The organism is Streptomyces sp. NPDC057702 (assembly GCF_042799315.1).
Taxonomy (GTDB): Bacteria; Actinomycetota; Actinomycetes; order Streptomycetales; family Streptomycetaceae; genus Streptomyces.
In genome coordinates, this window is the sequence record NZ_JBHVJC010000046.1 from 1 (window position 1) to 24,988 (window position 24,988).

At 76.6% G+C, this 24,988-nt stretch carries 12 protein-coding genes, 1 tRNA gene and 2 pseudogenes; 4 read left to right on the forward strand and 11 right to left on the reverse strand.

Translation table 11 applies throughout. The features are described from left to right. Window positions 1–118: 118 nt before the first annotated feature. The 3 genes from ACFVFR_RS28040 to ACFVFR_RS28050 all read right to left on the reverse strand — a co-directional run bounded on the left by ACFVFR_RS28040 (window position 119) and on the right by ACFVFR_RS28050 (window position 2,910). On the reverse strand, window positions 119–1,015 hold the full coding sequence (locus ACFVFR_RS28040) for a chaplin (protein ID WP_383706670.1): 897 nt from the start codon (window positions 1,013–1,015) through the stop codon (window positions 119–121). Between the two features lie 141 nt (window positions 1,016–1,156). After that, a complete protein-coding gene (gene chpH / locus ACFVFR_RS28045; protein ID WP_359324470.1) occupies window positions 1,157–1,390 on the reverse strand; it encodes a chaplin ChpH in 234 nt (77 codons plus the stop codon). Between the two features lie 182 nt (window positions 1,391–1,572). Then, complete coding sequence (locus tag ACFVFR_RS28050; RefSeq protein ID WP_383706673.1) at window positions 1,573–2,910, reverse strand: M20/M25/M40 family metallo-hydrolase; 1,338 nt, start codon at window positions 2,908–2,910, stop codon at window positions 1,573–1,575. A 237-nt stretch (window positions 2,911–3,147) separates the two neighbouring features. On the opposite strand from ACFVFR_RS28050, the gene ACFVFR_RS28055 reads away from it, so the two are divergent. The 4 genes from ACFVFR_RS28055 (at window position 3,148) to ACFVFR_RS28070 (ending at window position 9,283) form a co-directional block, all read left to right on the forward strand. Then, a tRNA-Leu gene (locus tag ACFVFR_RS28055) sits at window positions 3,148–3,235 on the forward strand. Window positions 3,236–3,626: 391 nt separating this feature from the next. Beyond that, window positions 3,627–5,384, forward strand: coding sequence for an MFS transporter (locus ACFVFR_RS28060; RefSeq protein ID WP_383706675.1), 1,758 nt, complete (start codon window positions 3,627–3,629; stop codon window positions 5,382–5,384). Between the two features lie 347 nt (window positions 5,385–5,731). Further along, a complete protein-coding gene (locus ACFVFR_RS28065; protein WP_383706677.1) occupies window positions 5,732–7,810 on the forward strand; it encodes a GTP-binding protein in 2,079 nt (692 codons plus the stop codon). A gap of 207 nt (window positions 7,811–8,017) precedes the next feature. After that, window positions 8,018–9,283: a glycoside hydrolase family 26 protein gene (locus ACFVFR_RS28070; protein WP_383706679.1), complete on the forward strand. Its 1,266-nt coding sequence runs from the start codon at window positions 8,018–8,020 to the stop codon at window positions 9,281–9,283. A gap of 12 nt (window positions 9,284–9,295) precedes the next feature. Here the strand turns inward: ACFVFR_RS28070 and ACFVFR_RS28075 are convergent, their stop codons facing one another. The 8 genes and pseudogenes from ACFVFR_RS28075 to ACFVFR_RS28110 all read right to left on the reverse strand — a co-directional run bounded on the left by ACFVFR_RS28075 (window position 9,296) and on the right by ACFVFR_RS28110 (window position 24,482). Continuing rightward, window positions 9,296–10,588, reverse strand: a complete 1,293-nt coding sequence (locus ACFVFR_RS28075; protein WP_383706681.1) for a GNAT family N-acetyltransferase — start codon at window positions 10,586–10,588, stop codon at window positions 9,296–9,298. Next, entirely contained in the window at window positions 10,588–11,394 is an 807-nt protein-coding gene (locus ACFVFR_RS28080) for a lipopolysaccharide biosynthesis protein (protein WP_383706683.1), read from the reverse strand. Before ACFVFR_RS28080 ends, ACFVFR_RS28075 begins: the two co-directional genes overlap by 1 nt. A 1,904-nt stretch (window positions 11,395–13,298) precedes the next feature. After that, window positions 13,299–14,474 (reverse strand): annotated as a pseudogene (locus tag ACFVFR_RS28085) (glycosyltransferase); the annotation flags it as partial. Further along, complete coding sequence (locus tag ACFVFR_RS28090) at window positions 14,471–15,346, reverse strand: polysaccharide deacetylase family protein (RefSeq protein ID WP_383706685.1); 876 nt, start codon at window positions 15,344–15,346, stop codon at window positions 14,471–14,473. The pseudogene ACFVFR_RS28085 and the gene ACFVFR_RS28090, both read right to left, overlap by 4 nt. Beyond that, window positions 15,336–17,570, reverse strand: a complete 2,235-nt coding sequence (locus tag ACFVFR_RS28095) for a lipid II flippase MurJ (RefSeq protein WP_383706687.1) — start codon at window positions 17,568–17,570, stop codon at window positions 15,336–15,338. Before ACFVFR_RS28095 ends, ACFVFR_RS28090 begins: the two co-directional genes overlap by 11 nt. A gap of 1,751 nt (window positions 17,571–19,321) precedes the next feature. Then, window positions 19,322–20,632 (reverse strand): annotated as a pseudogene (locus ACFVFR_RS28100) (O-antigen ligase family protein); the annotation flags it as partial. A 191-nt stretch (window positions 20,633–20,823) separates the two neighbouring features. Next, a complete protein-coding gene (locus ACFVFR_RS28105; RefSeq protein WP_383706689.1) occupies window positions 20,824–22,422 on the reverse strand; it encodes an exopolysaccharide biosynthesis polyprenyl glycosylphosphotransferase in 1,599 nt (532 codons plus the stop codon). After that, window positions 22,419–24,482: a glycosyltransferase gene (locus ACFVFR_RS28110; RefSeq protein ID WP_383706691.1), complete on the reverse strand. Its 2,064-nt coding sequence runs from the start codon at window positions 24,480–24,482 to the stop codon at window positions 22,419–22,421. Before ACFVFR_RS28110 ends, ACFVFR_RS28105 begins: the two co-directional genes overlap by 4 nt. Between the last annotated feature and the right edge of the window lie 506 nt (window positions 24,483–24,988).

Sequence of the window (24,988 nt, forward strand, 5' to 3'; positions counted from 1 at the left end):
GCCCCGGGGGGGGGGGCCCCCGCGCCGCTCACGGACCTGCCTGCTGAAACGAGGGGCGCGCGGGCCACCCAGGCGCCCGGCCGACGCGACCGGTCGGGGACGGCCCGCGCCACGACCGCTAGGCCGCGCGGGCCCTGCGGTAGAGCACCGTGCCGGCGAGGAGCATGCCGGCACTGGCGGGCAGGACGATGGCCAGCGACCCGGCGCCGGTCGAGGCGAGCTGCTCGGCCGTCTCAGCGGCGGCCTGCGAGGCCCGCTCGACAGGGCCCCGCTCGGAGCGGGAGGCGGGCAGCTCCTCCTTGCGCTCCATGTGGGTCTCGGTCCGCGGCGTCTCGACCCGGGGGCCCGGCGGCTGCTCGGGGTTCGGCCGCTCCGGGGGCTTGGGCTTGGTCTCGGGCTCGGGGCGCGGCTTCTCCGGGCGCGGCTCGGGCTTGGGGCTCGGCGGCGTCACCTCCCGCACGGGCGGCTTCTCCTGGGTCACCGGTCCGGTGAGGTTGGCGCACTTGTTGCCGAGGGCCGGGTTGAGCAGCCCGACGACGTTGATGGTGTTGCCACAGGCGTTGACCGGCACGTGCACCGGGATCTGCGCGTTGTTGCCCGAGCCGACGCCGGGCGAACCGTGGGCACCGCCGACCGCCTGGGCGCCGCCGCCGGAGCGGATGGTCTCCTGCCGCTGCCCCGTCGTGCCCTGCCCCACGGGGCGGGACTGCTGGCCGCTTCCCTTGGCCTTGCCGGCGTCGGTGGTGGCCTTGCCGCTCTTGCCGCCGTGGCCGTCGATGTTGGCGCATCTGTTGCCCGCAGCCGGGTTGAGCGCGCCGATGACGTCGACGGTGTTGCCGCACGCGTTGATCGGCACGTGCAGCGGGACTTGTACGTTGTTGCCTGACAAGACGCCTGGCGAGCTCGTACTGGCGCCGGTGGCGGCCGAGTCCGCGTGCGCGTAGCCGCCTGCCACGGCGAACACGCCGCCGGCTGCGGCCATGGTGATCAGGCCCTTCTTCGCGACCTGTCGCATAGGTTTGGTTCCCCTGATTCTTGCCGTCCGGAATACGCGAGTGCCGAGAGCGCTCGCGCCAATGCCCAGCGGCCCCGGAGTGCATGGCGCGCACTCCGGGGCCGCCCGGGTCTCACCCCCTTACGGGAGCGAGGCACAACGTCACTTGTTGATGCAGGTGTTGCCCAGGGCCGGGTTCAGCAGCCCGATCACGGAGATGGTGTTGCCGCACACATTCACCGGCACGTGGACGGGCACCTGAATGTTGTTGCCCGACAGCACGCCGGGGGAGCCCACGGCGGCACCCTGGGCGCCCGAGTCGGCGGCGGCAACGCCCGCGCCGGCGAGCAGCAGGCCACCAGTGGCAGCCGCAGCGGCGACGACCTTCTTGATCATTCTTCCTCCTTGTTGGCAATGCGGCCCCAGCCGCGGACCGCACACCCTGTAACGAAGAGGAGGTATTCGAGCAACGCGTCAAACAGGGCGTTCACTCTTCTCAGCTAACGCCCCGAGCGTCACTTGCGGAACACGCCGATGCCGGACTCATCGGCGCCGCGCGCTCGCGGGCGTCCCCCCGTTCAGCAGGCGTCGATGAACCGGTCCAGGACCCGGACGCCGAACTGGAGGCCGTCCACCGGCACCCGCTCGTCCACGCCGTGGAACATGCCGGCGAAGTCCAGCTCCGGCGGCAGCTTGAGCGGCGCGAAGCCGAAGCCACGGATGCCCAGGTCGTCGAAGGACTTGGCGTCGGTGCCGGCGGAGAGGCAGTACGGCACGGCCCGCGCGATGGGGTCCTCGGCGCGCAGCGCGGTCTGCATGGCGTCGACCAGCGCGCCGTCGAAGGTGGTCTCCAGGGCCTTGTCGGCGTGGACGTCCTCGCGCCGCACGCGTGGGCCCAGGATGCGGTCCAGGTCAGCGAGGAACTCCTCCTCGAACCCCGGCAGGAACCGGCCGTCCACGTGCGCGGTGGCCTGCCCGGGGATCACGTTGACCTTGTACCCGGAGTCGAGCATGGTCGGGTTGGCGGTGTTCCGCAGGGTGGCCCCGATGATCTTGGCGAGGCTGCCCAGCTTCTCCAGCGTCGTGTCCATGTCCTCGGGGTCGAGCGGGACGCCCAGGGCGTCGGAGAGCTCGTCCAGGAAGGACCGGACGGTCTTGGTGACCCGCACCGGGAACTGGTGCCGGCCCAGCCGCGCGACCGCCTCGCTGAGCTCGGTGATCGCGTTGTCCTTGTGGATCATCGATCCGTGGCCCGCCGTGCCGTCCACGGTGAGCTTCATCCAGTGCATGCCCTTCTGGGCGGTCTCCACCAGGTAGAGCCGCAGGTTCTCGTTGACCGTCAGCGAGAAGCCGCCGACCTCGCTGATCGCCTCGTTGACCCCCTCGAAGAGGCCGGGGTGCCGGTCCACCAGGTAGCGCGCGCCGTACGTGCCGCCCGCCTCCTCGTCCGCGAGGAAGGCCAGCACGATGTCGCGCGGGGGCTTGCGCCCGGTACGCAGCCGGTCGCGTACGACCGCCAGCGTCATCGCGTCCATGTCCTTCATGTCCACGGCGCCCCGACCCCAGACGCAGCCGTCGGCGATCTCCCCGGAGAAGGGGTCGTGCGTCCAGTCGGCGGCGTTGGCCGGGACGACGTCGGTGTGGCCGTGAATCAGCAGCGCGGGGCGCGAGGGGTCCTCGCCCGCGATGCGCGCGACGGTCGAGGCCCGCCCCGGGTGGGACTCGAAGATCTGCGGCTCAAGGCCGACCTCGGCGAGCTTCTCCGCGACGTACTCGGCGGCGGCACGCTCGCCCGGCCCGGAGTGGTCACCGTAGTTGCTGGTGTCGATGCGGATCAGGTCCCGGCACAGGTCGACGACCTCGCTCTCGCCGGTGACGGTGGTGGAACCGGTCCCGGCCGGGTTCGACTCGCTCACGCTGCCTCCTCGTCGTTCGTATGCGCCGCGCGCGCCCGCCCCCGGGCGGAGCCGCCCACGGCGTGGTCCGCCGCCCATACTCCCGCGCCGGCCCGCGCAGCCCAAGGCGGAAATATCGCTGACACGTCCCCGTCACACCGCCCCCCGGGGCGCAACCGGCCGTGTGATCGAGCACCCTCCGATGTTTGCTATGGTTTTCCACGTCGGAACGGGCACCGCCCAGCCGACAGACACCTGGTCCGGGTGGCGGAATGGCAGACGCGCTAGCTTGAGGTGCTAGTGCCCTTTATCGGGCGTGGGGGTTCAAGTCCCCCCTCGGACACCAGCACAGACCCCACTTCACGTGGGGTTTTTTGCATGTTCGGGGACGTGCGTGACCCGTGGCGTGGCCAGCGGGCCGGTTGGTCCGCGGCGGCCGGGCCGCGCTGGCGCGGGGGCTTCGGGGCGTTCGGTCAGCGAGTGGGGGGTGCTCGGCGCTGTGCTAGCGTCGAAGGCCGCCTTGAAGCCGGTACCGGCTTCGGTGGGTCCCGGGGGGACCGGGTCGATGACAAGGGAAGACCTCGGGCAAGACTGGGGAGAGAACCGCAGTGACGACCGACGGCCCGACTCGGGCCGATGCCAGCGATGGCGAAGCCGCCCGTACGACCACGAGGGACGACCACCCCACGGACCCCCGCGCCGCCATCCCGGCCGGCGTCCGGGGCGCGCTCGCGCGCGTGAGACCCGCCACGACGCGGCTGCTGACGCACCCGGTGGGTGCCTCGCTGGTGCTGGCCGCCGTACTGCACCTGCTGTGGGTGCTGCTGGTCGCCAACAGCGGTGGTGACCTCGCCGCGCAAGACGCGTGGGCGACGTTCGCCACGGAGCACCCGGAGTCCGCGTACAACTTCGCCTGGTTCGGCGGGATGCACCCGGTCTCCTACAGCGTCATCTCGCCCTACCTCATGGCCGAGATCGGCGTGCGCACCACGATGGTGATCGCCGGCACGTTGTCGGCCGGGCTGATCGCGTTGCTGCTGGTGCGCAGCCGGGCGGTGCGCCGGCCGATGCTGCCCGCGCTGTACGGCGCGGTGGCGCTGAGCTTCAACGCCGCCTCGGGGCGGGTGACGTTCGGGCTGGGCCTGATGTTCGGGCTCGGCGCGGTCGCGGTGATCTTCGCCTGGCCGCGCAGGTGGCGCTCGCAGCAGTGGTCGCACCGGCTCGCGCGGGGCGGGACGGCGGCGCTGCTGTCCGCGCTGGCCACCCTGTCGAGCCCGGTGGCCGGCCTGTACGTGGGCATCGTGGCCGCCGCGCTGTGGCTGACCAAGCGACGGTCGGCCGCGTACGCGCTCGGCGTCACGCCGTCGCTGGTGGTGGCGCTCTCCGCGTGGCTGTTCCCCTTCTCGGGGACGATGCCGATGAACTTCACCTCGACGTTCATGCCGTTCCTCAGCGCCGTGGCGGCGTACTTCTTCGCGCCCAAGCAGTGGCGCACGGTGCGGGTGGCGGCGCTGCTGTACGGGCTGGCCGTGATGCTGGTCTGGGCGATTCCCTCGCAGATCGGCTCCAACATCACCCGGTTCGGCATGATCTTCGGCGGCGTGGTGCTGCTGGCCGTGGTGCCGCCGTTCAAGGTGCCGCGACTGAGCCTGTCGCGGGCGCTGAGCCGCAAGTGGGCGGCGCTGACGGTGGCCATCGCCGTGGTGGCGATCGGCCAGGCGTCCCAGTCGACCGCCGACGTCATCAAGACCACGCCCTCGGAGTCCTGGGCGCGCGAGCTCCAGCCGCTGCTCGACCAGCTCGACACGGCGGGCGCGGAGCGGGGCCGGGTCGAGGTGGTCCCCACCCGCAGCCACCGCGAGTCCTCGGCGATCGCCCCGTACTTCAACCTGGCCCGTGGCTGGAACCGGCAGGCGGACAAGGGGCGCAACCCGGTCTTCTACGAGGAGGGCCGGCTGACCCCCACCAGCTACCGCGCCTGGCTGGACCGCTGGGCCGTGCACTTCGTCGTCCTGCCCAAGGACCGGCTGGACGGGGCCGGCGAGGCGGAGGCCAAGCTGGTGGTCAAGGGGCTGCCGTACCTGGAGAAGGTGTGGTCCGACGAGAACTGGAAGCTGTACCGCGTCGAGCGGCCCACGCCGCTGGCGGACGGGCCGGCCACGGTCAGGCGGGCGGCGGCCGAGGAGCTGACCATCGAGGTGGCCAAGCCGGGCCCGGTCCTGCTGCGCGTGCCGTACTCGCCCTGGCTCGGCCTGATAGACGGCAAGGGTGAGAACGTGGAGGCGCCGCGCTCCGGCCCGGCCGGCACGCCCGCGGTCAACTCCCAGGGCTGTCTGACCGCCGAGGTCCAGCAGGCCGCCGAAGGCGAGCCGGAGGACGAGTGGACGGTGCTGCACGCACCCTCGGCCGGCACCTACCACATCGGCGGGCGCTACAAGTTCCCGCGCGGCACGGCGTGTCCGGACGGGCTGCTGGACGCCGAGTCCGGCCGGTAGCGGACAGGGGCTCCCGCGGGGCGGAGCCACGGAACAGCGAGCAGGGGTCTTCGGTCACGAAGGCCCCTGTTTCGCGTGGTCGGGCGGGACGCGACGGCGTGGGACGGGCGGGGCGGCGCGGGGGCGGCGGAGTGAGCGGGCCGGGTGGCCGGGGTGGTCGAGGGCGGGGCTGCCTGGCGGCGGGGCGTAAATCGGGTGCCGGGCGGGGGGTGGTGGTGTCAGAATGCCGCCGCGCCATCCGGCCGGTGGGCGCGGTCCTCACAGAGCGAAGGAACGGCAGATGCGGCGAGCTTTCGGAATCTCCCAGGTCCCCTATCTGACGAGTGTTTCCGAGGACTTCGCTACCCATGACCACCTTGAACATCGGCATCCTGGCGCATGTTGACGCGGGCAAGACCAGCCTGACCGAGCGGCTGCTGTTCGACGCCGGCAGCATCGACCGGCTCGGCAGCGTGGACGCCGGCGACACCCAGACCGACACCGGTGCCATCGAGCGTCAGCGCGGCATCACCGTGCGTACCGCCGTCGCCCCCTTCCTGGTCGGCGACCGGCAGGTCAACGTGATCGACACCCCGGGGCACCCGGACTTCATCGCCGAGGTCGAGCGGGCGCTGGCGGTGCTCGACGGGGCGGTGCTCGTGCTCTCCGCCGTGGAGGGCGTCCAGCCACAGACCCGCGTCCTGATGCGGACGTTGCGCGCGCTGCGGCTGCCGACGCTGCTGTTCGTCAACAAGATCGACCGTGCCGGCGCGCGCCAGGCGGAGCTGCTCGCCGATCTCCGGCGCAAGCTGTCGCCGTGGGTCGTGCCGCTCAACGAGGTGCGCGACGCGGGGAGCCGGCGGGCCCGTACCCGGCCACGGGCGCTGGAGGCACCCGGCGTCGCCGCCGAAGTGGCCGAGGTGCTGGCCGAGCACGACGAGGGCCTGTTGGCCCGGCTCGTGGACGGTGGCACGCCCTCGCTACAGGAGCTGGGTGCGGCGCTGGCGGCGCAGACGGCCGCTGGCCTGGCGTACCCGCTGTACTTCGGCTCGGCGGTCACCGGGCAGGGAGTGGCGGCGCTGGTGGACGGCGTCGTACGACTCCTGCCCAGCCCCGTGCCGGCGGCGGCCGGGGAGGCGACGCGGGGCACCGTCTTCGCCATCGAGCGCGGCGGGGGCGGAGCGAAGGTGTGTTACGTACGCCTGCGCGCCGGGACGCTGCGGCGTGGCCAGCGGGTGGGTCTGTACCGGGGCGGGCCGGGGGCGGCGGTCACCGAACGGCCGGGCCGGATCAGCGCGTTGGAGGTGGTCAGGCCGGCTTCGGCCCGGCCGGGGTCGGCCGGGCCCGGGGGTGCGGGCGGAGACCGGGGTCAGGGTGCCGGCGCGCGTGGGCTGGGCGGTGGCGACATCGCGCGGGTGTGGGGGCTGGCCGAGGCGCGGGTGGGTGACCTGCTCGGGGAGCCCGCCGGGGCGGCGGGCGCGCCGCCGGTGCCGGCGTTCCGGTTCCCGCCACCCGGCCTGGAGTCGGTGGTCGTGCCGCGCGAGCCCGGCCACGGCCCCCGGCTGCACGCCGCGCTGACCGCGCTCGCCGACCAGGACCCGCTGATCGGCGCGCGCACCGTACCCGGGCGGGGCACGGCCGTGCTGCTGTACGGGGAGGTCCAGAAGGAGGTCATCGCGGCGACCCTCAGCCGCGACTTCGGTATCGAGGCCGCGTTCGAGCCGAGTCGGGTGCGCTGTCTGGAGCGGCCGGTGGGCGAGGGCGAGGCGTACGAGGGGATGGACGACCGCGCCGAGACGCTGTTCTGGGCGTCCGTCGGGCTGCGGGTGGCGCCCGGGGAGCCCGGGTCGGGTGTGACCTACCGGCTCGGTGTGGAGCTGGGCTCGCTGCCGCTGGCCTTCCACCGGGCGATCGAGACCCGTGTCCGGGAGTCGCTGGAGCAGGGGCTGTCCGGGTGGCCGGTGACCGACTGTGTCGTGACGCTGTACCGCTGTGGCTTCAACAGTGTGATGAGTACGGCCGGTGACTTCCGTGGGCTCACGCCGCTGGTGCTGATGGGCGCCCTCGCCGACGCGGGCACCCGGGTCCACGAGCCCTACCACGCCTTCGAGTTGGAGTTGCCGCAGGCGGACCTGCACGCCGCGCTGGCCCTGATGGCCACGGTGGGGGCGGAGGTCGCGGAGTCGGCGCCCCTGGCCGGGGGCGGCGGGAGCGGTACGGGAGGCGCGGGGGCCGGCGAGTTGTGGCGGGTGCGGGGTGCGGTGCCCGCCCGGACGGTGAACGCGGTCCAGCGGCGGCTGCCGGGTCTGACGGGGGGTGAGGCGGCCTGGTGGTCGCGCCCGTCGGGCGACCGGGCGGTCACCGGCGCGGTGCCCCGCCGCGCCCGTACGGACGGCAACCCCCTGGACCGCGCGGAGTACCTGCGGCACCTGGCGTTGGAGCGGTAGGCGCGGGCGGCGGGTGCGGGGGCGGGTGCGGGGGGGGGCGGCGGCCCCGCGCCCGGGTCGTGGGGGCCGCGGGCGGCGCTCGGGGGGGGCCGGCGCTCGGGGTGGGGGAGGTTTCGGGGGTTGGGCGGGGGTGGAATACCTCAGCCTCATCGCAGGTCGGTCGGTTGGGCGCTCCGTGCGGTGGGGCGCGGAGGGAGCGTCATGGTCATGCGACGTCGGAGGGCGGCGGGCGCTCTCGGGGTCACCGCCGTCAGCGCCGCCCTGGTGCTGGTCGGACTGGCCGTGGGCGCCCGGGAGGGCGGCCGGGCGCCGGGTGCCCCCTCCCCCTCCCCCGCCACCGCGGCGCACCGTCACGAGGCGACCGTGCCGGGCCCGGCGCCGCCCGCACCGACACCGAGTCCCGCGCCGCGCGTCCCCGAGGTCGCCTCCGGGGGCGCGGCCCCGATGGGCGCCTTCCTCGGCTCCGGGCCCGAGGCGCTGGGGCGGATGACTGAATTCCAGAAGTGGCTGGACGGGCCCACGCTGCGCGTCGGGCACACCTATCTGCCGGGCGACCTGTGGGTCAACATCGAGGGCCGCCCGGAGTTCCTGCGGGCCTGGACCAACTGGCGGCGGGCCGATCCCGCGCGGCTGCTGGTGCTCAACGTCCCGCTGCTGGAGCGCAACGAGGCGAACGTGCCCGACGACGAGGTGCGGGCGCTGTTGCGGCGGGGGGCCGACGGGGAGTTCGACCACCACTTCCGCACGTTGGCGCGGCGCCTGGTGCGGCTCGGGGCGCCGGACACGGTCATCGTCCTCGGCTGGGAGATGAACGGCGTGACGTACACCGGCCGGTGCGCGCCGGACCCCACGGCGTGGCGGGAGTACTGGCGGCGGGTGGTGGGCGCGATGCGCTCGGTGCCGGGGCAGCGGCTGCGGTTCGACTTCGCGCCCAGTCGTGGTGAGGACGCCATCGGCTGGACCGCGTGCTACCCGGGCGACGACGTGGTGGACATCCTCGGGATGGACACCTACGACCAGCCGCCCGGTGAGGACTTCGCGGACTACGTGGACCAGCCGTACGGGCTGCGTCACCAGGTCGAGTTCGCCTCGGCGCACGGCAAGCCGGTCTCGTATCCGGAGTGGGGGCTCTTCCGCAACGGCGACAACCCGGACTTCGTGCGCGGCATGCTGGAGTGGATGGCCGAACATCCGCCCGTCTACCAGACCATCACCGACTACTGCCCGCACGGGGTCTGGGAGTGTGGCCGCAGCCCCCGGTCGGCGGAGGCGTTCCGGGACGCGCTGGCCGCTCCGCCCGACGACGGCCCGACGCCCGGCCCCGCCGCGTCCTCGCCGGCGCCCCGACCGTCCGCCGCGCCGGCCGCTCCCACCGTCCCCGCCAGGCCCGCCACGCCGGCCGCGTCGGGTGGGTCCGCCGCCCGGTCCGCTCCGGCGCCGCGCCCGGCCTCGGGAACGGCGCCGGGGTCGTAGTCGCCGGCCGGTTCAGCCGCGCGGGGGGCCGCCACGGCGCGCGCGGAGTCGGGAACGCCAGGCGAGCAGGACCGGCAGTCTGGTGCGGGCGGTGTCCGCGAGCGCGGCGCGGGCGGCGAGGTGGCCGGCGCGCCACCACAGCGCGGGGGCCAGGTGGCGGCGGGCCAGCAGCAGGCGCTGGTTGACGACGGTCTCCGGTCGCCAGTGTCGCTTGTACGGCTCGTCCCCGCGCAGCAGGCTCAGCACGCGGCGGCCGGTGGCGGTGGCCCGCGCGGCGTCCTGGCGTAGCAGCATGGTGGCGATGTCGACCTTGCCCCGGGCGGCCGGGTGGGCCCCGTACAGATAGCCGCCGGCCAGCTGGCCGGAGAGCAGCGAGACCTCGCTGACCAGGACGTCGTCGCCGAGCCGGTACTCGGTCAGCGCCGCGTCGCCGGTGCGTACCAGGTGGCGGGTGGCGCGGGCCAGGTGGGCGGCGAAGCGGGGGCGCAGGTGCTCGGGGGTGACGCCACGGCCCCGCCACTGCTGGCCGTGCAGGGCGAGCATGGTGGCCACGGCGGTGGGCACCTCGTGCTCGGGCACGACGCGGTGGGTTACGCCGAGTTCGTCCACGCGGCGCAGTTTGCGGCGGGCGTTGCGCGCGCTGGCGCCGGAGAGCCTGCGGAGCAGGTCGTCCATGGGGACGGCGGGCAGTTCCAGGCACACCGAGTCGGCGCGCCGGTGAACGGGGCCGCGCCAGCGCTCGACGACGCGTTCGGCGGCGGCCCCGGGGCGCACCTCACGGAGCTCGACCAGTGCGGTACGGGCCAGCCGGCGCAGCCCGCCGGCCAGCGCGTCGGCGGCCTCGGGGCAGTCGTCGTCGAGGAGGACATCGCAGAAGTCGGAGATGTCCAGGCCGAGCGGGAGGAGGGTGGGCAACGGCCGGTAGTGGAGCGTCAGGGGCGCCACGGCGACCAGTCGCGGGGGCGGGGCGGGGGCGGGTACGTCGATGGTCGCGGGCGACGGGGGTGGCTGGCGCGGTGGGGGTGGAGGTTCGCGGTGGACGAGTACCAGGCGCAGCCGGCCGCGCACGCCGTAGGAGAGCCACCACGAGTACAGCCAGGCGTGACTCTGGAACGGGGTGGCGGCGCCGCAGCGCCGGTACAGGCCCTCCCACGCGGTGGCCAACGCCGCGAACTCGCGCGGGTCGCGGCAGAGGGTGACGGTGAGCCGCCCGGGCTCGACGGATGGCGCGGCACGCGGGGCGGGGGCACCGGCGACGGGCACGCACCGGGGGTGGGTGGGGAAAGGCGGTTGATCGAGGGTCATCACGCGTCCTTGGGGGCGCACGGCGGGTCGCCGACGCCGGGTGTCCGGTGCGGTCCGGGGGCGGGGCGGGGGCGTACGAGGAGGGCCAGGGAGCCGAGCAGCCCGCCGGCGCAGCCGCCGACGGCCAGGGAGATCGGCAGCGAGGGCGAGGTGGGCGCGGTCGGTGGCACGGCCTGGGCGAAGACGGTGAGGCGCACTCCCGTGCTCGGCGTGGAACGGTTGGCGTGCTCGGTCAGGGCGCGGGCCACGGCGTTGGCGGTGGTCGCGGCGCGCCCCGCGCGGGCGTCGGCCCCGGTGACCTCGATCATCGGCGCGTCGGGGGACGTGGCCGTGCGGACGCTGGCGCGGAGTGCGTCCACCGGTGTTCCGGTGGCGCGCTGCGCGGCGCTCAACACGGCACCGCCGGTGGTGATGCGGCCGTATGCCTGGGCGAAGCCGAGCGCCGTCGCCGGGTCGGTGCCGTCTCTGGCGACGGCGACGACGTAACTGGTCGCGGTGTACTCGGGCGCGGTGAACACCCCGTACGCGGCGCCCCCGGCCAGCCCCAACGCGGCCCCCAGCGCCACCGGCCACCACCCCGGCAGTCGCGACCGCGCCCCGCGCCAGGGCCGCCGGCGGCGGCCACGCGAACCCTCCTCGACCCGGTGTGCGACACGGGCGTCGCCCTCGACGGACTCGGATGCCGGGTCGGCGGGGGCGGCCGGCGCGGTGGGGGCGATGGACGCGGTGGGGGCGGCGGTGTCCGTCGGCGTGGTGGGGGTGGTCACGTCCGTCGGCGCGGAGGGCGTGGCGGGGCGGGTCGACATGGTGGGGGTGGTGGCGTCTGTCAGCTCGGTGGGGGCGGCGGTGTCCGTCGGCGTGGTGGGGGTGGTGAGGTCCGTCGGCGTGGTGGGGGTGGCGGATGTGGTGAGGCCGGTGGGACGCGGGGGTTCGGGGCCCCGCTGGGGCGCGGCTCCGCGCGGGGGCTCGCTGGCGCGTCGCGGTGCGTCGGTGTACGGGGGCCCATCGGCGGGTGGCGTGGGGGTGTGAGGGGGCTTCGTGCGTACGGGCGCGGGGCCGGCGGTGCCTGCGGGGGGCGGGGCCGGGGCGTCGGTGGCGGGCGGGGTCGCGGTGGCCGCGCCGCGCGTGGCGGGGGCCCGGTCGCCCCGGGCTCCCGCGCCGGGCGACGCGTCCGGGCGCGATCTGCCCCTGGACCTGCCGGAGTCGCGCTTGCGACGGGGGGCGCTGGGCGAGGCCCCGCCGCCGGGGGGCGTCGGGGGCGCCACCGGCGCGGGCCCGGAGCCGGGCGTGCTGGCGGGAGCCGCCGTGGCCGACGGGCGGTGGCTCGCCGTGGGGTGCGTACCAGGTGTGGTGGCGAAGGGCGTGGCGGCGCCGGCCGTCGGGCTGTCGGTCGCGGGCGCGCCTGGTGCGGGGGTGAGCGGCGTGGCGGCGCCGGGTGTGGCGGGGGTCGGCGCGGGGGCGCGTGTCGTGGGCGTGACCGTCGGGGGTACGCCCACCGGGTCCGGGGTCGGCTCGGGGGCGCCGGGGCTCGCTTCGGGTGTGGCGGCGGGCCGGGTGGCGGCCGGCGTACGGGGGGTGGCGGGCTCGGTGGCTTCGGAGGGCCGTGGGGTGGTGACGGCGGGCGTGTCCGTACGGCCGGTGGCGGTCGCGGGGGCGGTGTCGGTTGGTGGGCGCGTGGCGCGGGTCGCGTCGGGAACGGCGCGGGACGAGCCGTCCGAGACGCCGACGCGAGCCGCCGCCCGCTTGGCCGTGGTGGCGGGTGACTTGGACATGGAGCTGCTCACCTCGTGGCGGTCGGGCGGTTCTTGGCGGTCGGGCACTGCTCGGATGCGACGCGCCCCTCGGGGGCCCCGTGCCGTGCGGCTGCCTCGCGGTGCGGCCGGGGCGCGTGGGAGTCGCTGGCCTCGCGGAAGTGGGCCGCGCCCTCGCGGTCGACTTCGCGGGGGTGGGCCGCGCTCGGGGCGTGGGTGGGGCTGGCGCCCTGGGTGTGGTGGGTCTCGCGGGTGGGGCTGGCGCCTTGGACGGGGGCGGGCTCGTGCGTGGGGCTGGCGCCCTGGGTGTGGTGGGTCTCGTGCGTGGGGCTCGCGCCTTGGACGGGGGCGGGCTCAGGAGGGCGGCCCTCACCCTGGGCGTGGTCGGGTTCCTGCGCGGGGCCCGCGCGGTGGCCCAGACTCCGCGCGGGGTCGGTCTCGCGGGGGTGACCCGAGCCCTGGGCGTGGTCGGCCTCGCGGGAGTCGCCCGTACTCGGGGCATGGTGGGGCTCGCGGGAGTGGTCTCCGCCCCCGGCGTGGTCGGGCTCGTCGGTGGGTGTGCGTCGTGTCGTGTGCTCGGGCGCGGCGGGGTGGGGTGGTGGGGTTTCGGTCGCGGGTCGTACGGAAGCGGCGGCCCGGGTGGGGTCCGCCGCCGGGGCGGAGCTCGCCCCTGGGGCGGAGCTCGGGGCGTACGGGGGCCGGGCGTGGTCCGGGGCGCCCGCCGCCTTCACCGTGTGGGTAGAGAGCGTGACGGAGGCCCGTCCGAGGCGAGTGGTGGAGGCGTGCAGGTGGGTGTAGAGGGACATGAGTTGGGCGGCGGTGCGGGTGATGGCGTAGCGGTGTACGGCCGCCGGGACGGGGAGGCGTTGGGGGCCCTGGGCGACGTGCGCGCGTAGTGCGGCGGTGAGTTCACGGGCGCCGGGGCCGACGCGCCTGGCGCCCGGCGCCTCGGCCAGCGGCAGTTCGTCGATGGCCGGGCAGGTGACGTGGAGTACGGGCAGGCCGGCGGCGAGGGCCTCCAGGACGGAGAGGCCGAACGCCTCTTCCATCGAGGGTGAGACGCTCACGTCCATGGCGGCCAGCAGCGCCGGGATCTCCGTGGCCGGGCCGGCGCCGAGGTCGTCGTGGGAGAGCGCCTCAGCGGGGCCGTACGCGTCGCGGGCCGCTCCGGGGGCACCGCCTCCTGGCGCGCCGTCACCCGGGCCCGGGGCGACGCCGCCCGGCGTACCCGGCCTCCACTCCCAGGGGGCGGCGCCCGGCGTGCGCCCGCCCGGCTCCGGACCGGGCGCGGCGCCGGCGGGCGCGATGCCGTCCGGTCCGGCCGGGTGCGTCGTGTTCACGCCCGGTGGGCCCGCCGCCGGGGCGACCGCGCCCTCGCGTTCGCCGACCAGGTGGACCCGGTCGGCGGCGCCGAGCGCGTGCGACAGGCGGCGGAGCGCGGCGCGTTCGGGGCCGTCGCCGACGAGCAGCAGGTGGACGTCTGGCAGCGCGGCGACCGCGCGTACCGCCGTGTCGAACCGCTTGCCCGGCACCAGGCGCCCCACTCCCCCGACCACGTACGCGTCCTGTGGGATGCCGAGGCGGGCGCGGGCCGCGAGCCGCGCGGCGGGGTCGTGGCGAAAGCGCGCGGCGTCGATGCCGTTGGGGACGACGTGCACCCGCTCGCGCGGTACGCCCCAGTCCCGTAGCCGGTCCGCGATGGTGCCGGAGACCGCGACGGTCGAGCTGCCCAGGCGTTCGGTGGCCAGGTAGAGGGCGCGGGTGCCGGGGGTGAGGGGGCGGCCCTCGATATGGGCGTGGCCCAGGGAGTGTTCGGTGGCCAGCACGGTGCGTACGCCGGCGAGTCGGGCGGCGATCCGCCCGTAGACGCACGCGCGGTAGAGGTGGGTGTGGACCAGGTCGTAGCGGCCAGCCCGGATGATCCGGGCCAGGCGGGGCAGCGCGGCCAGGTCGCGGTTGCCGCGCATCCCGAGCTCCAGGACGCGGACGCCGTCCGCGCGCAGGCCACGCGCGACCGCGTGCGCGTGCGTGAGGGCGACGACGTCGCTGTGGACGGGCAGGTGGCGCAGCAGCAGGCGCAGCTGTTGCTCGGCCCCGCCGGCGCGCAGGCCGGTGATGACGTGCAGCGTTCTCATCGCGACGCTGTCCCGGGGAGCGTGTCGACGAGTCCGCGCCCCGGGGCGGGAGGCTCACCGGGGAAGGGGTGGCGCCGGCGCAGCGGGTGCAGCAGCCGTTTGGCCGCCAGCCGCCACGCCCCGTCCCCCTGCCCGACGTGTACCCGCGGCAGGGCGTACGGGCCGGTCAGCGGGCCCGGGTCGATGGCGCAGGCGTAGGCGTAACCGGCCGCGCGGACCGCTTCGACGGAGCGCTCGTCGACGGCGCCGTACGGGTAGCAGAAGCCGCTCACGTGGTGGCCGGTGACGCGCTGGAGGGCCGTGCGGCTGTGCGCCGTCTCGCGGCGCAGCGTGGCCGCGTCCGCGCCGGGCAGCCGCTGGTGCACCAGGCCATGCGAACCGATCTCCATGCCGGCCTCGGCCACCGCGCGCAACCCGGACTCGGTCAGCAGGGGCTTGCGGGGCCCGAGCGGGTCCCAGGAGTTGTCCTGGCCGACGCGCCCGGGCAGGGCGAAGACGGTGGCGGTGCAGCCGTGTTCGCGCAGCGCTGGCAGCGCGTGCTCCACGAAGTCGGCGTAGCCGTCGTCGAAGGTCAGGCCCACCAGGCCGGCCCCCTGGCCGGCGGCGTGCGCGCGCAGCAGCTCCGTCACGGCCACCCCGCGTAGTCCACGGGCCCGCAGCCAGTGCAGTTGCCGGCGCAGCCGGCCGGGCGTGACGGTCACCCGGTACGGGTCGTCGGCGCTCGGGGCCACGGAGTGGTACATCAGCAGCCACGGGGCGCGCCCGGCCCGGCGGGGGCGGCTGGTGGCGCTGTCGCCGGTGGCGGGGCCGCCCGGCCCCCGGACGTGGCCGGCGCGGGGGTCGGGGGCGCGGGGGTGGGGGTCAGTGGCCATGGGGGTCCCTTCGGCGGGGCGGGCGGGGGGCGTCGTCTCGTACGGGGCGGGCACGGGGCGCGGGGCGGGTGTCACCGGGGCGGGAGGCGGCGGCGCGGCGGGAGGCGGGCCCGGGAGCGGCGGGGGGCGCGGGGTCGACGGGCCCGGAAGCGGTGGGCGCGGGGGCGGTGGGCGCGGCGGGCCGGGTGTCGGGCGGGGTCGGGCGCGCGGCTGCCCGGCCGGCGTGGTCGGGGGCCCGGCGGAGCACGCTCCCGGCGGCCCGTCGGAGCGCGGCACCGGCCGTGCCGAACAGGTGGGCCACCTCCGGCGCCCGCAGGGCCAGTGCCGCCACGGCGAACACGGCGGGCACCAGCAGCAGTCCGTACGCGGCGGCGGTCAGCGGGCCAGGGGTGAGCCGGGCGGCGAGTACCCCGGCGGCGCCCGCGACGGTGGCCGCCGCCGCGAGCCGGCCCAGGCCCTCGCCCATCCGCCGCACGTCGAGCGGGATCATGCGCCGGCTCAGCCCGCGCAGCAGCAGCGCGGCGGTGAGGGTGATGCCCGCCGCGTTGGCCAGGGCGATGCCGTACACGCCCCAGGGGCCGGCCGTGGCCGCCCCGAGGGCCGTGGTGAGCAGCAGACCGGCGAACATGGCGAGCGCCGGGTACCACATCGGCCGCGCCACCGAGAAGAACGGCCTGACCAGGGCGCCGGTGAGGCTGTGGCCGAGCAGGCCGACGGCGTACACACGCATCACCGACGCGGTGACGTGGGCGTCGTGGGCGTCGAACGCGCCGCGCTGGAAGAGGAGTTCCACGAGCTGCGGGGCGTAGCCGACGACGTAGGCCGCGCCCGCGAGGACGACGAGGCCGGCCAGGTACAGGTCACGCTCCACCCGGCGCCGGGCCCGCTCCCGCTCGCCGTCGGCCATCGCGCGGGCCACGAGCGGGAAGGTGACCGTGCAGATCATCAGTGACAGCACCATCGGGACCTGGGCGACCTTCTGGGCGTAGTTGAGGTGGGAGATGGCGCCGGGCGCGAGCGAGGACGCGACGAACCGTTCCACCAGGACCTGCGACTGCCGCGCCAGGGTGAACAGCGCGACGGGGGCCAGCACGGCCACCCCGAGAGGCACGGCCGCGGGCGGCACGCCGGGCGCGCGGCGGGAGACGCGGATGCGCGCTCGCGTCCATCCGGGCACCTCGCGGGAGAAGGCCGGGAGTTGGACGAGGACCATCAGTACGCTCCCGACCGCGACGCCGAGCGCGGCGGCGCGCACGCCCCACCGCTCGCCGACGGCCAGCACGGTGGCGATGATGGCCAGGTTGTACGCGACGTAGATCGCCGCCGGCGGCACGAAGCTGCGGTGCGCGCGCAGGGCCGCGCTGAGGTAGCCCGCGATACCGAAGGTGAGCACGGTCAGGGCCGTGAGCCGGGTGCAGTCCACGGCGAGCCCCGGGTTCGCGAGCCCCGGCGCGAGGAGGTCCACGCACCACGGGGCGGCGCACGCGAGCGCCACGGCCGCGCAGGCCAACGCGGCACACAGTCGGGGCACGGTGGCCGCGACCAGCGCGCGCACCGGGTCGGCCGCGCCGTGTCCGGCGGCGGGGCGGGTGCCCGCCGGGCGTGGCGGGGGTTCACCTGACGGGGTGGGCTCCCGGGGGGAGGTGGGCGGGCGCTCGCCCGCGCGCTCGACGGGGTGCGGCTCTTGCGCGGGAGGTGGCTCTTGAGCAGGAGGTGGGTTGTGCGTGGGGGGCGGGTTGTCGACCGAGGGTGGGGCGTGGGTCGGGCTCGGCCCGTGGGTGGGGTCCGCGTCGGGTCCCACGATCGGGGCGGGCGCGGGGTGCGCGGGGTCGGTGGCTACGGTGCGCTCGGTGTGCGGGGCGGGCGCGGGGTACGGGTCGTGGGTGGGGGCCGCCGTTACGGGGTCGGAGTGCGGGGCGGGTTCGGGCGTGGGCTGCCGTCGGGACAGGGCCAGGCTGAACGCCGGGATGAGGACGAGGGCCATGGCGTCCTCGATGAGCAGCGTCGCGGCGACCTCGGGCACCGTCCAGGCGACCAGGAAGGCGTCGGTGGCGCCGGTGGCGCCGAAGAGGCGGGCGATCGTCTGGTCCCGGACCAGCCCGAGCACCGCGCCACACGCGGTCAGAATCGCCGTCACCGCCGCCGCCCGGGCCACGAACCGCTCGGCCCCGCGCGAGGCCCGGCCGTCGGCGGCGACCGCTTCGCCCTTCGCCCCCGACGCCACGCCGGAAGCGAGCGCGCCCTCGCTCCCGGCCCCGGCCCCGGTTTCGCCCCTGACTCCCGATCCGGCCCCACCCCCGGCGCCGACTCGGGCTCCGGCGACGGACTCGGGCACGGGCACGGCGCGCGAGCCCGGCGCGGCGGCCGAGTTGGCGACGTGCGCGCCCCTGGAAGCGGTACGCGAGGAGGGGCCCGCGGGCGCACCGCCCGGTGCCCTCGACACGGCCTGGGGCGCGCGCGGGCGAGGCGACGTGGGGGAGGTAGCCGGCTGTCCTGTCGAGCCGGAAGCGGCCGGACTCCCGAAGGTGTCCCGGGTGCCGGGCGCCGCCGGTGCGACGGAAGGGGCCGGCCCGGCGGAGGCGGCCGGGGGCGTAGGCGGGCCGGCCTCGCCCACGGGTACAGGGGAGGCGGTTGCCACCCCGCGCGGACCGGGGGTGTGCGGCTCCGTCGCGAGACGGGGGGTGTCGGCCCCCACCGGGACGCTGGCGGCGCCCGCCCTCGCGGCGGCACGGCGGGTGTCCGGAGCCACCGGCGTACGCGGGGCGCCCGACCCGGCCGAGGTCGCCGGAGGCGACGCCGTACGCGAGGCGGCCGGCGCCACGTCCGCACGACCGACACCCGGCTCCACACACGAACAGAGACCACCCGCCCCCGCGACGGCACACGGCACGTCCAACTCCGCCGGCGTACCGGGCGTGGTCTGGCCCACGGGCTCGTGGCGGGTGGCTGGCCCCGGGCACGGGTGGGAGGCGCACGGTTCCGCAGCCGTTCGGGGCGCGTCGAGGTCCACCGGGGGGCGGGAGGTGGCCGGTCTCGTGGGGGCGGTCGGCAGTGCCGGGTGCGGGGCGGTGACGCTGAAGCTCGCGGGGGGTGGTGCGGTGAGGAGGACGGGGGGCGGGGTGTCGGCGGTCGCGGCGTCGGGATCGTACGGGGGGTGCGGGGCCGTACCCAGGTCGGGCCCCGTGACGCCGGTCGTCGCCCGCCGCGTGACGGGGGCGACCCACGGGGCGGGCCCGGCCGGAGCGGTCGCGGAGGGTGGGGCCGGCTTGGGTCGCTGGTCGGTCATCGGGGCGTCTCCTCGGCGCCGGCGCCGTGGCCGTCGCGTACGGCGGGCACCTGTCGCGTGGGCGGTCGCGGGGCGGACGGTAGCGCGGCCGGAGGGACGACGGGGCGGCCACGGGCCTCGCCGGGCGCGGTGACGTCGGCGGTCGCGGGAGGCGCGGGGGCCGGGGTCGCCGCGCGGGTGACGTTCGCCCCGGGTAGGTGGCCGGCCGGGGGCGGCCCGGTCACGGCGGGTGGGGCGGCTGTCGGCGTCTGGCCCGTGCCAGGCGGATGGGTCGGAGCGGGGGGTGTGTCCGCTCCCTGTCGTCGCCCCCTCGGGTACGTCCTGGTCGCGGCCCGCCCCCCACCCGTCGCGGGAGTCTGGCCGGCCGGGGGCGGCCCGGCCACGGGGGGTGGTGGCCCGGCCAGCTGCGCCCGTGGGTCCGCCCCGGGGGCCGGAGCCGTCCCGCACGGCGCGGCCGAAGCGGGCGCCTCATCCGCCTCGGGTGCTCCACCCGACACCGGCACCCGACCCGACGCGGGCACCCCGTTCGCCTCGGACACCGCGCCCAACACCAGCACCCCGCCCACCTCGGGCACCCCGTTCGACGCGAGTCCCCCACCCGACACCGGCACCCCGCCCGCTCCCGGCACCCCGCCCACCTCGGGCCGCGGAGTGTCGTGGGTCGGTGGTGACGGGTGTGGTGCGCACGGGGACAGCGCCCACCAGGCCGCGAGTCCCAGGGCCACCGAGGTCAGTACGGTCGTGGGGCCGCCGATGTCCGCGTACAGGAAGTCCACGGCCTGCCACACCAGGAGGCCGACGGCCGTCGCGCCGCAACCGTTCGCGGCGCGGCGGCCCGCCACCCGGACCAGACCCCGGGCCAGCAGCGCGGACCAGCAGCCGACGAGGGCGACGACGCCGACGAGGCCCTGTTCGCTGAGGATCAGCAGGTACATGTTGTGCGGGGAGAGCAGCGGTTCGCGTTGGAAGGCGTGGCCGGCGCCGGCCGTGTCGCTGGCCGCCGACAGGCCGATCGAGGCGTGTCCGTCGCGGTGGGCGGCGAAGCCCCGGGGGCCGACGCCGGTCAGCGGGTGGTCGCGCCAGATGTCGGTGGCCGCCGCCCAGAGGCCGTACCGGTCGGTGACGGAGCGGTCGGGCGCGGCGGAGACCCGGGTGATGCTGTCGAACCGTTCGGCCATCAGCCCCGAGCCCACTCCCACGCCACAGACCAGCACGACGGTCGCCGCCGCCAGAGCCGCCAGGACGCGGAGTGCTCGGCGCGCCCCGTGCAGGAAGAGCACCACGGTCCCCGCGCAGGCCGTCGCGATCCAGGCGCCACGGCTGAACGAGAGCGCGAGCGGCACCAGCAGCAGGGCGGCACAGCACAGCGCCGCGCGCCGGGGCCAGTGGGCGCCGGTCCGGGTGGGCGGCAGCGCGAGCCCGATGCCGAGGGCGACGACCACGCCGTAGCCGACGGTGGTCGCCATCGCCATCACGTCCAGCGGCCCGAAGGTACCCACGGCCCGCACGTCGCGCCCGGCGTAGGAGGCCCCGGTTCCGGTGACGTACTGCCGCACGCCCACCGCGCCCTGCACCACCGCCAGCAGCACCACCGCCCCGGCCAGCCAGTGGAACTCACGGCGGGAGCGCAACAGCAGGACCACCGAGGCCGGCACCAGGACGAAGATCTGGAGGCAGCGCGCGCAGCCGGCCAGCGCCGCCGACGGGTCGTCGGCCGCCACGGTCGCCAGGGCCACGGCGAGCGCGGGCGCGCCGAGCACCAGCGCCGCCGTCCGGGTCAACGGCCGGGCGCGCTCGCGCAGGACGCGCAGGGCGCAGTAACCGACGAGCACGGCCGAGGCGATGTCGGCGGGGGTGACGTGCGGGCCGCCACCGATGTCGCCGCGCCGGTCGGGCAGACACAGCAGCAGAACGGTGGCGACGGCGGGCAGTACCGACCACGGCACCGTGTGCCGGCCGGGCCAGGGCCAACGGCGAGCGGCGGGCGGCGCGGCGGCCAGCGGCCCCGGGGCGGCGCCGGGCGCGGCTCCGCCGGTGGCGGGCGCGGCCGGGCCCGCCGGAGCGGCCACGGCGGCGGGCAGGCCCGTCGCGGGGGCCTGGGGCGTGGGCCCCACCGTACGGGCGCTGGGCAGGGCGGCGGGTGGTGTCGTGGCGGGCCCCCTTGCCGGTGGGCCCGGGGGCGGGGTCATGGTCAGCTCCCTCCGCAACGGAAGAGCGCGCCCGCCGTGCGCAGCAGGATGCGTACGTCCTGCCACAGGGACCAGGTCTCGATGTAGTGGTTGTCGAACCGCACCCGGTCCTCGATGGAGGTGTCCCCGCGCAAGCCGTGCACCTGGGCCAGGCCGGTGATGCCCACGGGCATCCGGTGCCGGGCCCGGTAGGTGGGATAGCGCTGACTGAACTCCCGCACGAAATAAGGGCGTTCGGGGCGCGGGCCGACCAGGCTCATGTCGCCGCGCAGCACGTTCCACAACTGGGGCAGTTCGTCCAGGGAGGTACGCCGCAGCCAGCGGCCCACGGCGCTCATCCGGCGGTCGTCGGCCACGCTCCAGCGCGTCGCCGACTCGTAGGCGTCGCTGCGCAGCGTACGGAACTTGAGCACGACGAACGGGCGGCCGTCGCGGCCCACCCGCTCCTGCCGGAAGAGCACCCCCGGCCCGTCCGAGCAGCGCACCGCCAACGCGCACGCCGCGAGCAGCGGGGCGACGGCCACCAGCCCCAGCGTCGCGGCGCCCACGTCCAGCGCCCGCTTGCCGACCGAGGCGATGCGACGTCGCGGCGGGGCGGCCAGACGCTGACAGGTGAAGCCCCACAGGTGGTCGGGGACCGCGTCGCGCGGCGGGGTCAGCGCCGGGCCGGGGGCCGCGGTCACCAGCCACACGGTGCACCGGCCCGCGCGCAGCAGCCCGAGCAGCGTGGCGACGTGCGGGTCCTCCCACGGGGTGCGGGTCAGGACGGCGGCGCGTACGTCGTGCTGCGCGATGGCCCGGCCGATGTCCTCGTACCCCGCGAGCACCGGCACCGCCAACACCGGCGCCGGTCCGGGCTCGCCGAGCGCGCGGCCGGGCGACGGCTCCGTGCCCGGGGCCGACTCCACGCCGGCGCGCCTGCCCGCACCGGGCTCGGGCAGCGTCCCCTCGGGCAGGGCCGGCGCCGGTGGCGTCTCGGAGCCGACCCGCACGAGACCGACCGGGCGCAGCCCGTAGGCGGGCGCCGCGAGCAGCGTGGCCAGCACGCGTTCACCGACCGGGCCCGAGCCGATGACGAGCGTGGCGCTCGGCGCGCGCCGACGCACCCGGCGCCGCACCAGGTGCGCCGCCGCCCGGGCCACGCACATCAGCGGCGCGTGGACGACCAGGAGGGTGAGCAGGTGGGCCCACCGGGTGGCGCCCGGGTGCTCCAGGACGACGAGCCCGGTGGTCACCACGCACCAGGTGAGCACGCTGTGCCACAACAGGGTCGGCAGTTCGTCCAGGGCCGCGGTGGACAGGCCCGGACGGTAGAGCCCGGCGTGCGCGTTGAGCGCCAGGAGTACGGCCAGCGCGGGGACCAGGACGCGCAGGGCCTGCCCCGCGTCGGCGAGGAACAGCGCGCCGGTGGTGGCCGCGCAGTCGGCGGCGAGCAGGACCAGCGGCGCCAGGTCGTGCCGCGTCAGGGTGCGCCGCCTCGGTGGCGGGGGCTCGACCTGGCCGTTGCGCGGCGCGTACACCGCCGCTCTGGGCTGCCGGTCGGGCGTCAACCGGCCAAGCGCGCCACCCGATTCGGACAGCCCTACGTTCTCCGTGGTCATGACCCGCCCACATCCGACCGGTCCACAGGTGACCGGCCCACACCCGATCCGCCGACCTCCACTCCGACCGCGCCCACCGCGCCGCCCTCGGCCGCCGGTCGACCGGCCGGGCTGGGCGGCACGCTGGCCGGGCTCGCCGGAGCGCCGGCCGGGCTCGCCGCCGCGCGGCCCTCGGTCGCGGCACGGGGTACGGAGTCGACCTCCGGCCCGGGGGCACCGGCGTCCGGCCGCACCCGGGCGGCCCCCGTACCGGTCTGGACCTCGGCACCGGTCTGGACCTCCCCGGCCCCGGCGGACTCCGTACCGGTCTGGACCTCTCCCACTCCGTCAGCCCCGCTCCCCGGCCGCTGGCCCACGGTCGCGCCACGGGGCGTCGCCTCGCCCCCCGGCCGGGCGGCACCGGCGGCCGGCCCCACCCCGACGGCCCCCGTACCGGTCTGGACCCTTGCGCCGGTCTGAACCTCTTCCACCCCGGCGGACCGCTCACCGGTCTGAACCTCTTCCACCCCGGCGGACCCGGTACCGGTCTGGACCTCTCCCACTCCAGTGGCCCCCCTACCGGTCTGGGCCTTCGCGCGGATGGTGGGTCCCGGGTCGGGCCGGGTGCCGGGGCTCGCGTCGGGTCCGGTGTCGGAGCGGGCGCCGGGTCCGGTGTCGGGACAGAGGTCGGGGCGCGTCCGTGGCCGGGTGGCGAGGCGGGCTCCGGGTCGGGCGTCCGGCGACGGCCGGGACCGGGGCCGCGGCCAGGGCTGCGGCTGGAGCCAGGACTGGGACCGGGGCTGGGGCTGAGGCTGGGGGCGGGGCTGAGGGCGGTGGCTCAGCACCGCTTCGTACAGTCGCGCCATCCGCGCCACGGTGCTCCGTACGTCGTGCCGTTCGCGTGTGTGCCGCCGGGCCTGGGCGCCGAGTCGCGCGCGCCGGGCCGGGTCGGCCAGCAGGGCGCTGACCAGGAGAGCGAGCGCGCCGGGGTCGGCGGGCGGGGCCAGACAGGACGGCGCGTGGCCGGGCGCCAGGCTCTCCCGGGCCCCGGTCACGTCCGTCAGGACGACCGGCCGGCCGCAGGCCATCGCCTCCAGCGGGGCCAACGCCATCCCCTCCCAACGGGAGGGCAGCACCACCAGATCGGCCGCCGCGTACCAGCGCGCGCTCTCGCGCGTGGCGCCGGCGAAGCGTACGCCGGGCGGCGCCGCGCCCTCCAGGGCGGCGCGGGCCGGGCCGTCGCCGACCAACACCAGGTGCGCGTCGGGCACCCGGGCCGCGATGTGGGGCCAGGCAGCCAGCAACACGTCCTGCCCCTTCTGTCGGCACAGCCGCCCCACGCACACCACCAGGGGCGCGTTCGCGGGGACATCGCGCAGGGCCGGCAGGGCGGCGCGGGCCGCGCGCCGCGCGGCGGCGTCCGCCGGCGGGAAGCGGTCGGTGTCCACCCCGTTGGGCACCACCGCCCAGCGCGCCGCGATCCCCTCGGCCACCCCGCGCCGCCGCTCGGCCTCGCTCACGCACACCAGCCGCGCGGCCCACCGCGCCGCGTACCGCTCCCAGCGCACGGCCGCCGCGCGCAACGCGCCCTCGGCGGCGTCGAAGGACCAGGCGTGCGGCTGGTGCAGGGTCGGCACCCGCCCGCGCAGCGCCAGCCGCCCCGCCAGGCCGGCCTTGGCGCTGTGGGTGTGCACCAGATCGGGGCCGAGGCGGCGGACGAGGCGGGCCAGCCGCGCGGTCTCGGCGGCCAGCCCCGGCCCGGGCTCACGGCGTGCCGGCCAGGGCAGCACCTCGGCGCCGGCCGCCACCACCGCGCCGGCCAGCGGCCCCTCGGGCGGGCAGGCGACCACCGGGCGCAGGCCGTCGGCGCGTTGGCCACGGACCAGGTCGGCGACCACCTGGGCCACCCCGCCGGTCACCGGCTGGGCGACGTGCAGCACCGTCAGCGGCGCCCCGGCACACGGCCCGGACCCGTGGCCCACACCCGGGAGTTCGCGCCGGCCCGGCGCGGCGCCCCGGTTCGGCATGTGGTCCTCGCACGGCGAGCACGGGTCTCGTGGCGAGCGGTTGTCTTGCGGCACGCACGGCTCCCCAACTGCGGTTCTCAGCGGTGGCGTGGGCTCCGGAAATGCACGGAGCTGAGGGGGCCACACGATGGCAGAAAGCCATAACCAATTCACGCGAGACGCGCGCAGATAGGCCGACAGTGTGACTTTCGGCTTCTCACGCATTTAGCGCGACCGAGCACGGCGCGCCGATCATCCGATATATGCCGATACCGACCGCTTCGTTGTTACGGTCCCTTTCTGTCGGATGAGACGACGAGTAGACCAAATGGGCTATTGCCGCCGCGAGGTAGTTCGTGGCCCGTTTCTGCGGGAGGCCGCGTTGGCTGCGTACAGCCGTGTCAGTGCGTCAGCGAAAAGCGCCGAGAAAGTCGGCGACGTCCCCGAACCCAAAAAGTCGGAGAACGGGGATCGTCCTCGGAACACCGGCGAATCCGTTCGCTCCGCGAAATCCAAGACTGCCGGCGCCGTTTCGCGCGCGGCAGGCGGTACGGCGCCCCCGGCGACCGGTCAACCCGCCG

Coding starts and splice junctions, on each gene's coding strand:
- ACFVFR_RS28070 (WP_383706679.1), top strand. CDS start 8,018: ATGCGACGTCGGAGGGCGGCGGGCGCTCTCGGGGTCACCGCCGTCAGC.
- ACFVFR_RS28090 (WP_383706685.1), bottom strand. CDS start 15,346: ATGGCCACTGACCCCCACCCCCGCGCCCCCGACCCCCGCGCCGGCCAC.
- ACFVFR_RS28040 (WP_383706670.1), bottom strand. CDS start 1,015: ATGCGACAGGTCGCGAAGAAGGGCCTGATCACCATGGCCGCAGCCGGC.
- ACFVFR_RS28105 (WP_383706689.1), bottom strand. CDS start 22,422: ATGACCACGGAGAACGTAGGGCTGTCCGAATCGGGTGGCGCGCTTGGC.
- ACFVFR_RS28080 (WP_383706683.1), bottom strand. CDS start 11,394: ATGTCGACCCGCCCCGCCACGCCCTCCGCGCCGACGGACGTGACCACC.
- chpH (WP_359324470.1), bottom strand. CDS start 1,390: ATGATCAAGAAGGTCGTCGCCGCTGCGGCTGCCACTGGTGGCCTGCTG.
- ACFVFR_RS28065 (WP_383706677.1), top strand. CDS start 5,732: ATGACCACCTTGAACATCGGCATCCTGGCGCATGTTGACGCGGGCAAG.
- ACFVFR_RS28075 (WP_383706681.1), bottom strand. CDS start 10,588: ATGACCCTCGATCAACCGCCTTTCCCCACCCACCCCCGGTGCGTGCCC.